10 protein-coding genes are annotated in these 11,237 nt (G+C 68.8%); 5 read left to right on the top strand and 5 right to left on the bottom strand.

Annotated features, from left to right (window positions below; all coding sequences use genetic code 11):
• Positions 1-50: 50 nt before the first annotated feature.
• Together cydB and ACGFYQ_RS16680 are read right to left on the bottom strand one after the other, a co-directional pair.
• A complete protein-coding gene (gene cydB / locus ACGFYQ_RS16685; protein ID WP_393744392.1) occupies positions 51-1,052 on the bottom strand; it encodes a cytochrome d ubiquinol oxidase subunit II in 1,002 nt (333 codons plus the stop codon).
• Positions 1,053-1,070: 18 nt separating this feature from the next.
• The gene (locus ACGFYQ_RS16680) at positions 1,071-2,576 is read right to left on the bottom strand and encodes a cytochrome ubiquinol oxidase subunit I (RefSeq protein ID WP_393744390.1); all 1,506 of its coding nucleotides are present in this window, start codon (positions 2,574-2,576) and stop codon (positions 1,071-1,073) included.
• 192 nt (positions 2,577-2,768) lie between these two features.
• Between ACGFYQ_RS16680 and ACGFYQ_RS16675 the strand changes: the two genes are divergently transcribed.
• Positions 2,769-3,137 carry a cyclophilin-like fold protein gene (locus ACGFYQ_RS16675; protein WP_393744388.1) on the top strand — a complete coding sequence of 123 codons (369 nt, stop codon included), beginning with the start codon at positions 2,769-2,771 and terminating at the stop codon, positions 3,135-3,137.
• 62 nt (positions 3,138-3,199) lie between these two features.
• On the opposite strand, the gene hisC is transcribed toward ACGFYQ_RS16675, so the two are convergent.
• Positions 3,200-4,279: a histidinol-phosphate transaminase gene (gene hisC / locus ACGFYQ_RS16670; RefSeq protein WP_393744386.1), complete on the bottom strand. Its 1,080-nt coding sequence runs from the start codon at positions 4,277-4,279 to the stop codon at positions 3,200-3,202.
• Between the two features lie 361 nt (positions 4,280-4,640).
• On the opposite strand from hisC, the gene ACGFYQ_RS16665 reads away from it, so the two are divergent.
• The 3 genes from ACGFYQ_RS16665 to ACGFYQ_RS16655 all read left to right on the top strand — a co-directional run bounded on the left by ACGFYQ_RS16665 (position 4,641) and on the right by ACGFYQ_RS16655 (position 8,266).
• A complete protein-coding gene (locus tag ACGFYQ_RS16665) occupies positions 4,641-5,756 on the top strand; it encodes a LacI family DNA-binding transcriptional regulator (RefSeq protein ID WP_030028209.1) in 1,116 nt (371 codons plus the stop codon).
• Positions 5,757-5,987: 231 nt separating this feature from the next.
• The gene (locus tag ACGFYQ_RS16660; protein WP_393744383.1) at positions 5,988-7,307 is read left to right on the top strand and encodes a metallophosphoesterase; all 1,320 of its coding nucleotides are present in this window, start codon (positions 5,988-5,990) and stop codon (positions 7,305-7,307) included.
• A 149-nt stretch (positions 7,308-7,456) separates the two neighbouring features.
• Positions 7,457-8,266: a hypothetical protein gene (locus ACGFYQ_RS16655; RefSeq protein ID WP_393744381.1), complete on the top strand. Its 810-nt coding sequence runs from the start codon at positions 7,457-7,459 to the stop codon at positions 8,264-8,266.
• Positions 8,267-8,293: 27 nt separating this feature from the next.
• On the opposite strand, the gene ACGFYQ_RS16650 is transcribed toward ACGFYQ_RS16655, so the two are convergent.
• Complete coding sequence (locus tag ACGFYQ_RS16650) at positions 8,294-9,019, bottom strand: hypothetical protein (RefSeq protein WP_393744379.1); 726 nt, start codon at positions 9,017-9,019, stop codon at positions 8,294-8,296.
• A 375-nt stretch (positions 9,020-9,394) separates the two neighbouring features.
• Here ACGFYQ_RS16650 and ACGFYQ_RS16645 point away from each other — a divergent pair, with 375 nt between their 5' ends.
• Positions 9,395-10,483: a glycosyltransferase gene (locus tag ACGFYQ_RS16645; protein WP_393744378.1), complete on the top strand. Its 1,089-nt coding sequence runs from the start codon at positions 9,395-9,397 to the stop codon at positions 10,481-10,483.
• Positions 10,484-10,628: 145 nt separating this feature from the next.
• On the opposite strand, the gene ACGFYQ_RS16640 is transcribed toward ACGFYQ_RS16645, so the two are convergent.
• Positions 10,629-11,237: hypothetical protein (locus tag ACGFYQ_RS16640; RefSeq protein ID WP_393744376.1), on the bottom strand; the 609-nt coding region annotated here is incomplete at its 5' end.

Raw genomic sequence — 11,237 nt, 5'->3', positions numbered from 1 at the left:
GTGAAACATCCCCCAGGGGAGGGTCAGGCGGGAGGGTCGGGTGTCGGGGCTCAGTGCACGTCGACGATGTGCTGCGTCCCGATCCGCTTGCGGAACACCCAGTACGTCCAGCCCTGGTAGAGCAGAACGAGCGGCGTGGCCACTCCCGCGCACCAGGTCATGATCTTCAGGGTGTAGGGGCTGGACGAGGCGTTGGTGACCGTGAGGCTCCAGGCGTCGTCCAGCGAGGACGGCATGACGTTCGGGAACAGCGTCAGGAAGAGCATCGCGACGGCCGCCGCGATGGTGATCCCGGACAGTGCGAACGACCAGCCCTCGCGTCCCGCCTGGTTGCATGCGAGGGCCCCGACCAGTGCGATCACCGCGATGGCCATCGCGACAAGGCTCTTGGCGTCGCCGCTCGAGACCTGGGTCCAGCCCAGGAAGACCAGGGCCAGTACGGCGGTGGCCGCGCCCAGCCGGGTCGCCAGCTTGCGCGAGCGGTCCCGGATGTCACCGACCGTCTTGAGCGAGGTGAAGACCGCGCCGTGGAAGGTGAACAAGGTGAGCGTGACCAGGCCACCGAGGATCGAGTAGGTGTTGAGCAGGTCGAGGAAGGTCCCGACGTACTCCTTGTTCTGGTCGATCTTCACACCGTGCACGATGTTGGCGAAGGCCACGCCCCAGAGGAACGCGGGGATCAGCGAGGTCCAGAAGATCGCGTGTTCCCAGTTGGTCTGCCAGCGGTCCTCGTCCCGCTTGTGCCGGTATTCGAAAGCGACACCGCGGATGATCAGGCAGACCAGGATGACGAGCAGCGGCAGGTAGAACCCCGAGAAGAGGGTGGCGTACCAGTCGGGGAAGGCGGCGAAGGTCGCGCCGCCCGCGGTGAGCAGCCAGACCTCGTTGCCGTCCCACACGGGTCCGATCGTGTTGATCAGGACCCGCTTCTCCGTGCGGTCACGGGCGAGCAGCTTGGTCAGTACGCCGACTCCGAAGTCGAAGCCCTCCAGAAAGAAGTAGCCGATCCACAGGACGGCGATGAGTACGAACCAGACGTCGTGAAGTTGCATGGTGTGGTCTCCCCAGCCTCAGTACGAGAAGGCCATCGGCCGGTCGGGGTTCTTGTCGTCCCCGCCGATCCTGGTGGGCGGGTTGAGGTCGGCCTCGGTGAGCTCGGGCGGACCGGCCTTGACGTACTTGACCAGGAGCCTGACCTCGATGACGGCGAGCACGGCGTAGAGGAGCGTGAAGCCGATCATCGAGGTGAGCACCTCTCCCTGGGAGACGTTCGGCGAGACCGCGTCCCGGGTGCGCAGGACTCCGTAGACCACCCAGGGCTGGCGGCCCATCTCGGTGAAGATCCAGCCCCAGGAGTTGGCGATGAGCGGGAAGCCCATGGTCCAGAGCGCGACGATCCAGTACAGGTTGGCGAACTTCGGGCCCAGCGCGCTCTTGAAGAGGACCAGGTTCGGGACCTCCTCCTCCCCGGTGCGCAGACCCGGCGGCAGCATGAACTTCTTGCGGGTCAGCCACAGGCCCAGCGCTCCGACGGCGACGGAGGCCATGCCGAAGCCGATCATCCAGCGGAAGCCCCAGTAGGCGACCGGGATGTTGGGCCGGTAGTCGCCGGGGCCGAACTTCTCCTGCTCGGCCTTGTTGACGTCGTTGATGCCCGGGACGAACGAGGTGAAGTCGTCGTTGGCCAGGAAGGACAGCAGGCCCGGGATCTCTATGGCGACCTTGTTGTGGCCCTTCTCGACGTCGCCGTAGGCGAAGACGGAGAAGGGAGCCGGCGCCTCGCCGTCCCAGAGCGCCTCGGCGGCGGCCATCTTCATGGGCTGCTGCTTGAACATCACCTTGCCGAGCAGGTCACCGCTCAGGGCAGTGCCCATACCGGCGATGATCACGACGATCAGGCCGAGCCGCAGCGAGCTCCGCATCACGGGGATGTGCTTCTTGCGCGCCAGGTGGAAGGCGGCGATGCCGGCCATGAACGCACCGCCGACCAGGAAGGCGGCCGTGATGGTGTGGAAGAACTGCGTGAGCGCGGTGTTCTGGGTGAGCACGTGCCAGAAGTCGGTGAGCTCGGCCCGGCCTCGCTCCTCGTTGATCCGGTACCCGACCGGGTGCTGCATCCAGGAATTGGCCGCCAGGATGAAGTAGGCGGACAGGATCGTGCCGATGGACACCATCCAGATGCAGGCCAGGTGGATCTTCTTCGGCAGCTTGTCCCAGCCGAAGATCCACAGACCGATGAAGGTCGACTCGAAGAAGAAGGCGATCAGTGCTTCGAAGGCCAGCGGGGCACCGAAGATGTCACCGACGAATCGCGAGTAGTCGGACCAGTTCATGCCGAACTGGAACTCCTGGACGATGCCGGTGACGACACCCATCGCGATATTGATCAAGAAAAGCTTTCCCCAGAACTTCGTGGCCCTGAGGTACTTCTCCTTCTCGGTGCGCACCCAGGCCGTCTGCAGGCCGGCCGTGAGGGCCGCGAGCGAGATCGTCAGGGGAACGAAGAGGAAGTGGTAGACGGTGGTGATGCCGAACTGCCAGCGCGCCAATGTCTCCGGCGCCAAAGCTAGGTCCACGTCGTCTTCTCCTTGTCGTCGCCGTGGGTCACAGCCGCAGTCTGCCTGGCGGGTTCCCTCCCGTAACGGGAGGAAGCAGGACACGCTTGTGAACGCGTTCACATTCACAAGCATTATTGCGCACCGGTTTTCGACCCTCTGCAGGGGGGTCCCCTCTAGCCAAGAAATTCAACAGATTGTTGAATGTGGCCCATGAAGATTCGAATCTCCTGGCCCGCCGGACAGCTCACCGCAACCCTCGACGAGACCCCGACCAGCAAGGCGCTGGCCGAGGCCCTTCCGATCTCCGCCTCCGCGAACACCTGGGGCGAGGAGGTCTACTTCGACACCGGCGTCTCCGTGGCCCTGGAGCACGACGCCCAGCAGGTGGTCGAGCCCGGCACGGTCGCGTTCTGGACCGAGGGCGACGCGCTCGCGCTGCCCTACGGCCCCACACCCATCTCGCGCGGAGGCGAGAGCCGCCTGGCGAGCCCCTGCAACGTGCTCGGCTCGTTCGACGGCGACCCCCGCTTGCTGGCCACCGTCCGCGACGGCGACCCCGTCCGCGTGGAACTCGCGTAGCGCGCGGAACTCACGCGGCACGCGGCACGCGCGTAAATCCGCAGTCCGCAGTCCGCCCGGAGCTACAGCTCCTTGAAGAACGCCTCCGCCGTGTGCAGGAAGAGGTCGTTCGCCTCGGTCTCACCGATCGTGACCCGCAGGCCCTCGCCCGCGAAGGGCCGGACCACCACACCGGCCTTCTCGCAGGCCGCCGCGAAGTCGGCCGTCCGCTCCCCCAGCCGCATCCACACGAAGTTCGCCTGCGTGTCCGGGACCGTCCAGCCCTGCGCCAGCAGCGTCTCGTGCACCCGGTTCCGCTCGCACACCAGCGCCCCGACGCGGCCCATCAGCTCGTCCTCGGCGCGCAGCGAGGCGACCGCCGCGTCCTGCGCGAGCTGGCTGACGCCGAAGGGCACCGCCGTCTTGCGCAGCGCCGCGGCCACCGGCTCGTGGGCCACCGCGAAGCCGACGCGCAGGCCGGCGAGCCCGTACGCCTTGGAGAACGTACGCAGCACACAGACGTTCGGGCGGTCGCGGTACAGCTCGATGCCGTCCGGCACGTCCGCGTCCCGCACGAACTCGCGGTAGGCCTCGTCCAGCACCACCAGGACGTCCGAGGGGACCCGGTCCAGGAACCGCTCCAGCTCGGCGCGGCGCACGGCGGTACCCGTGGGGTTGTTGGGATTGCAGACGAAGATCAGCCGGGTCCGCTCGGTGATCGCCTCGGCCATCGCGTCCAGGTCGTGCACATCGCCCTCGGTCAGCGGGACCTGCACGGAGGTCGCACCCGAGATCTGCGTGATGATCGGATAAGCCTCGAAAGAGCGCCAGGCGTAGATGACCTCGTCGCCCGGGCCGGCCGTCGACTGGATCAGCGACTGGGCCACGCCCACCGAGCCGGTGCCGGTGGCGATGTGCTCGACCGGCACCCCGAACCGCTCCGCGAGCTCGTTCACCAGTCCGGTGCAGGCCATGTCCGGGTACCGGTTGAAGTTGCCGGCCGCCGCGACCGCGCTCTCCAGCACCCCGTGCAGCGGCGGGTACGGGTTCTCGTTCGAGGACAGCTTGTACGCGACGGGCCCGCCCGCAGCCGCCGGCTTGCCGGGCTTGTATGTGGGAACGCCATCCAGCTCGGCGCGCAGCTTCGGGCTCTTCTCGCTCACCGCAGGTCCTCCTCGACCATCCCGTACGACGTCGCCGTCGACTCAATACTGCTCACCTTATGAGGATTCCGCTCTCCCGAGAATGGGGGCGCCTGGAATGCGGGGGAGCGCGCGCATATATGCGCGCGCCGGTGGCTTGCGCCCTGGCGCGCATCCCTCGTGCAGGTGAGTTGAGACCGGCCCGAGACCGTACCGCTTTGGCATGCTCGTACCCGCCGACAAGCTTCACGGCAGCCCTTGACGAGCAAATACCTTCATTTCCAAGGTCATTGAGGGTGGCGAACCATGCAGAAACGTGCCTGTCAACGCGTGCATATGCACCCAGGCCACCCACCCCGCCGCGCCCTACTATCGGCTCGCCATGACAGCAGCAGGGAAGCATCAGGTGAGCCGGACCGAGACCACCCGGCGGGCCGCCGGCCGACAGGGCCGGGCAGGCATCAGGGACGTGGCCGCCGCGGCGGGCGTCTCCATCACAACCGTCTCCGACGCGCTCAATGGCAAGGGGCGGCTGCCGGACGCCACCCGCCGCCACGTTCGCGAGGTCGCCGACCGGCTGGGCTACCGCCCGTCCGCCGCCGCCCGCACCCTCCGTACCGGCAAGTCGGGCCTCATCGGCCTGACAGTGACGACGTACGGGGATGAACCTTTCACCTTCACCGAATTCGCCTACTTCGCCGAGATGGCCAGAGCGGCCACCTCCGCCGCGCTCGCCCGCGGCTACGCCCTCGTCATCCTCCCCGCCACCTCCCGACACGACGTGTGGTCCAACGTCGCCCTCGACGGCACCGTCGTCATCGACCCCTCCGACCACGATCCCGTGGTCACCGAACTGGTCCGCCAGGGCCTGCCCGTGGTCTCCGACGGCCGCCCGGCAGGCTCCCTCCCCGTCACCGCCTGGGTCGACAACGACCACGAGGCCGCCGTACTGGGCCTGCTCGACCACCTCGCCGCCGCCGGCGCCCGCCGGATCGGGCTGCTGACCGGCACCACCACCGACACCTACACCCGGCTCTCCACGACCGCCTACCTCAACTGGTGCGAGCGCGTCGGCCAGGACCCCGTCTACGAGTCCTACCCCGCCCACGACCCCTGCGCGGGCGCCGTGGCCGCCGACCGGCTCCTCGCCCGCCCCGACCGGCCCGACGCCGTGTACGGGCTCTTCGACCCCAACGGCACGGACCTGCTCGCCGCAGCCCGGCGCTACGGCCTGCGCGTCCCCGAGGACCTCCTGCTCGTGTGCTGCAGCGAGTCCACCGTGTACGCCAACACCGAACCGCCCATCACCACCCTCTCCCTCAAACCGCGCCGCATCGGCACCGCCGTGGTGCAGCTGCTCATCGACGCGATCGAGGGAGTGGACACCGGACGCCCCGTCGAACAGGTCGTCCCGACCGAGCTCATCATCCGTACCTCGTCACAGCGCAGGCAGCCCCGTACGACCGTCAGCCCGCCCCGGTCTCCGGCCCAGGATTGACGCGCCACACCGCCCCTCGGCGGGGCCGCCGGCCCCGCCGAGGATTTCAGCAACACCGATATCGGGAGAAATCGGCAGGAACGATCGGCTCCGGACAGGATTCACCACCCCTGGTGCGTCACACAGCGCGAGCCGCATTCCTATGATGGGCGCACGACATCACGGACCCTCCTCCCCGGAGGTCAGGAGGGTCCGCAGGTGTACGGCAGCGCGACGGTGGTGGAGGGGTCGATGACTCAGGGGGCCGGTCAGGGACCCGCGATGCGGACGGAGACGCTGCGGGACTTCCGGGTTCCGGTCACCGAACCCGCCCCGTACGCCGTATCCAACGGGCTTCCCGGTGAGGCCCCCGTGTACGGCGAGTACCCGGCGTACTACGAGGACGGCGCGCTGAGCGTGCCCCCGCAGCCCGGCTACGCGCCACAGGCGAACGCGCGGCCCGCGGCGCCGCCCGTCCCGCATCACGACGTACACGAAGCGCGCGAAGCATACGAACCGCGGGAACCGCGCGAGGCGTACGAACCGCGGGAACCGCGCGAGGCGTACGAACCGCACGAGGCGCACGCCCCCGCCGAGCCCGAGGCCCCCGCGGACCCCGAGGACGACGACTTCGACGGCTACACCCCGACCCACCGCGACCTGCCCGTCATCGGCCGCGGCGCACTCGGCGGCCCCGGCGACACCGTCCAGGTCCAGTACGTCCCCCAGGACGCCTCGGCCGCCGGTCCCGGCCCGCTCTACGTGGTCGGCGACGTCCACGGCTACCTCGACGAGCTCGTCACCGAACTCCACGCCCAGGGCCTGATCGACACCGAGCGCCGCTGGTCCGCCGGCAACGCCCGGCTCTGGTTCCTCGGCGACTTCACCGACCGCGGCCCCGACGGCATCGGCGTCATCGACCTCGTCATGCGGCTCTCCGCCGAGGCCGCGGCCGCCGGCGGCTACTGCAAGGCCCTCATGGGCAACCACGAGCTGCTGCTCATCGGCGCCAAGCGGTTCGGCGACACCCCCGTCTCCTCCGGCGCCGGCACCGCCACCTTCCAGGCCGCCTGGCTGCTCAACGGCGGCCAGCGCACCGACATGGAGCGCCTGCAGGACGTACACCTGCAGTGGATGTCCCGCCTGGACGCGGCCGTCCTGGAGGAGGACCACCTGCTGCTGCACTCCGACACCACGGCCTACCTGGACTACGGCGACTCCATCGAGGACGTCAACGACACCATCCACGAGCTCCTCAACCGCAACGACGCCGACATCACCTGGGACCTCTTCCGCAAGTTCACCAAGCGGTTCGCCTTCCGCGACGAGGAGACCGGCCCGGTGGCCGTACGCGAACTGCTCGGCACGTACGGCGGCAGCCGCGTCGTGCACGGGCACAGCCCCATCCCGTACCTCCTCGGCGAAGTGGGCACCGAGGACGGTGACGAGGCGCGCGGCCCGGAGGCGGTGGACGGCCCCCACGTGTACGCGGACGGGCTCGCCATCGCGATGGACGGCGGGGTCACGATGGCGGGCAAGCTGCTGGTCGTGCAACTGCCTCTGCGCGACTGAGGATTGTCACCAGGGGGGTATTTCCGGAAAGCCCCTGTCAACCTGCGGTGTGATCCCTCTACCATCGCTCTATCCGTAGCAGGCTCTCCTCCGTTTGTGCCGGCGCCCGGGTCTACGCGGGCAAACCGGCCTCCACGGAGCATCGGGGGATGCACATGACCAGCGCTCCGCACCTGCTGACCGAAGACCGGCCGGAGTTCGATCGGCTCCTCGACGAGGCGCTGCGCACCGCACACGAACGGCCCGAGCTCGCCACCCTCGGCGAACGCCTGAACGCCGAACAACTGCGCACCATGGCCCTGGGGGCCAGCGCGCTGCTGACGGCCGCGGCCGCCGCCGAGTACGACCACTACGTGAAGCTCCGCGAGGAACGGCGCGACGAGGTCCTCTCCACGCCCGGCACCACGGGCGAGGAGGACGGCGGACAGGGCGGTGCGGGCCTCGGCGCCGTGATCGCGGTCCTCGCACCCGTGCTGGCGGGCACCGCCATGCTGATCTTCCTGCTCGTGGGCTACATCCTGAAGGTGATCGAACCCGAACCGGCCTTCGCCGAGACCATGCTGACGGCGGGTTCGTTCTTCGGCGTGCTCACCGCCGCCGCCCTGATCTTCGCCGTGATCGGCCTGCTGGTGACCGCGCTGCGCAACGGGGCGACCGAGGTGGCGGCGGACGAGGCCGAGGCGATACCCGACGAGGTCGCGCGGGCCAGGGAGGCCTGGCGGAACGCGCTGCTGGAGCGCGGGATCATGCCGTTCCTGCGGGATGCGCTGGCCGATCCGGGTGCGGGGCCGGGGTATCCGGCGCCCCGCACGCCAGGGGCCGGGCGCATCCCCAACCTGGGATACACCCGGCCCGACTTCACCAGTCCGGGCTCCCCGTCACAGGGTCCCCGGCCCGGCTACACGCCTCCGGACTTCACCAGCCCGGACTTCGGCGGCCCGGAGCACAAGCCCGAGTAGACCTCCCGGCCTCGCGCCCTTCTTCCCCTACTTCAGTGCCTTCGGCAGGTAGTTGGGGTTCATCGGCCGGATCGGCTGCCCGTTGACCGCCCGGAGGGGGAGGTCCGGGTCACCCTCGTCGGGCTGGGGAACCGCCTCGGTCCACACCCCGCCGCATGTGAGGGTGCCAGGACCCGGGTTGACGGCGCAGGTGGTCTCGAAGATCACGCCTTCCGTCGTCACCACCTCGACCAACAGCACGTTGGCCTGGTGGCTGATGGCGATCGCGCAGGCGTCATCCGGGTAGTCGCCCTCAGCGTTGAGGGTGAGGTCGTACCAGGTCCAGGGTCCCGGGGTCGCCTGAATCCCACGGATGCCCGCGTACGCATTGCCGTCGCCGGGGAGTACCGCCTTGAACTCGCGGTTGTTGTTGTCCCGGACGGAGTCGATGTCCACGCACTGGGAGGCGCCAGTGGCTCCGGTGGCACCCGTCGCACCGGTGGCACCTGTGGCACCCGTGGCACCCGTGGCTCCGGTCGCACCGGTGGCTCCGTCGGCACCGTCCTCACCCTTCGGACCCCTGGGGCCCGTCGGACCCGTCGGACCCTGCTTGCACTCGTCGTCGCCGCCACCACCGCGCGGACCGGCCTGGGCAGCCGCTCTCGGATCGTAATCGTGCTTGTCCGACTTGCAGTGGTCATCCGCGGGGGCCGCCACCCGGACCGCCTCGGTCGCCTGGATGGCCTGAGCCGTGGCGACCGCGGGGCTGGACATGCCCGCCATGACCAGGGCAAGCGATGCGAGGGTGCCGCCAGTCAGCCAACTGCTCCGCCTGGGCAGCGGACCAAGGATTGACCTGGTCCTGTTCTCGGGGCTCATATACGCCGCTCCTTTTCGAAACCGGATCGAACGATGTGCGATGGGCCATCTCGGGCCACCTCGGTCATCGTGGGTATCGCGGTCACAAGCGGTGGGACGCCTCGCGAGAAAGTCCACTTATCGGACCAGCGGTACGACCCCAATGGAGGCTTTTACGCGGTGGCGGACGCGACGCGCCCCGGCATGGACGAACTGTGGCCTACGGTCGGCTCACGGTCGTTCTCATCACCACAGGGGATGGAATCCTTGAGAGCAACAGTCTGCCTGAACATGATCGTCAAGAATGAGGCACCGGTGATCCGGCGCTGTCTCGAATCGGTGCGCCCCTTGATCGATACCTGGGTGATCGTGGACACGGGCTCCACGGACGGAACCCAGGACATCATCCGGGAATTCTTCGGTGACCTGCCCGGAGTTCTGCACGAGCGGCCGTGGAAGGGATTCGGCGAAAGCCGCAGCGAGGCGATCGACCTCGCCCGCTCCAGCGCCGACTACCTGCTGTTCATCGACGCCGACGACGTGATGCAGGTACAGCCCGGCTTTCGCATGCCGGACCTCACTCTCGACGCGTACCGCATCGCGGTGCACCACGAGCCCGTCATCCACTGGCGGCCCGCTCTCGTCTCCACCCGATTGCCATGGAAATACGTCGGAGTGCTCCACGAATACATCGACTGCGAAGTCCGGCACAGCAGCGGAGTACTCGAAGGCGCCAATATCCTCATCGTCGGCGGCGGGGCACGTCTCAGGGAATCGGGCGAGCGGGAGAAGTACCTGCGCGACGCGGAGGTACTCGAACAAGGGCTGATCAAGGAACCCGGAAATGCCCGCTACGCGTTCTACCTGGCCCAGAGCTGGCGCGACGCGGGAGAACCGGAGAAGTCCCTCGCCGCCTACGACCGCCGGGCGGCGATGGGCGGTTTCGCCGAGGAAGCCTTCTGCGCACAGCTGTACGCGGCACGGATCGCGGCTCACCTCAAGAAGCCGTCGGCCGAGGTGATGGACCGTTTCCTCCGCGCGCACGAGAGCCGTCCCACGCGCGCCGAAGCGATCGGCAGCCTCGCCCGCGTCTGCCGCCTCGAAGGCCGCTGGCCGCTGGCGTACATGTTCGCCCGGGAGGCGCTGCGGATCCCCCGCCCTGACGACATCCTGTTCGTCGAGTTCGACTGGCACGAGTGGCGCGCCCTCGACGAACTCGCGGTGGCCGCCTACTGGGTCGGCGCGTACCAGGAGTCGCTGGACTGCTGCGAGCGGCTCCTCCAGGACGGCAGACTCCCCGCCTCCCAGCGTGACCGCGTCACCGAGAACCTCGCATTCGCCCGCAGCAAGGTGGACCCGGAGTACCAGGTGGTCGCCTGACCGCCGCTCCCACACAGGCGACTGAGGGCGGCGCCCTCAGTCGTTGTGCCGGGGGACCGGGCCCATCCACAACCTGGGACGCACCCGGCCCGACTTCACGAGCCCGGACTTCGGCGTGCCAGCACGGCGGCCGGGGTGAGGTTCCCTAGGGGAGGAGGTTCCGGGAGGCTCCACGCATCAGGTCTCCCTTGAAGGCCTTGCCCCGGAGGGTTCCGGGAGTCGGGGCGGGGGTCAGTTCGATCCACCCCTCGTCCCAGGTGAAGTTGGTGCCGTTGGTGTCACCGTGTGTCTGGTAGATCCTGTCGTCCGTGGTCAGGACCTTGATGTAGGAGTTGCTGCCCTGCTCGATGATCGAGATGCCACAGGCTCTGCCGAAGGGGAATCCCGGGTTGTCCGCGTTCGTGAGGTCCTGCCAGACAGGCACACCTCCGGCGGTGGTCGCGCGGCCGGCGTAGGCGATGCCGTTGGCGAGAGCGGCACTGAACGACACGGTGTTCGAAGGCGCGTAGCTGTCGAGGTCGTCGCAGGGCCCGGTGCCCGTCGCGCCTGTCGCGCCCGTGGCACCGTCCGCTCCGTCCGTACCCGTGGCGCCGGTGGCGCCCGTCGCACCATCCGCTCCGTCCGTACCCGTGGCACCCGTAGCGCCGGTGGCACCTGTCGCACCGTCGGCGCCATCCGCACCCGTCGCGCCCGTCGCGCCCGTCGCGCCCGTCGCGCCCGTCGCGCCATCGGTACCCGTGGCACCCGTCGCGCC

It is taken from the genome of Streptomyces sp. NPDC048258, from assembly GCF_043201995.1.
Lineage (GTDB): Bacteria > Actinomycetota > Actinomycetes > Streptomycetales > Streptomycetaceae > Streptomyces.
The sequence above is the reverse complement of the archived record's forward strand: the minus strand, read 5'-3'. Positions and strand labels throughout refer to the sequence as shown.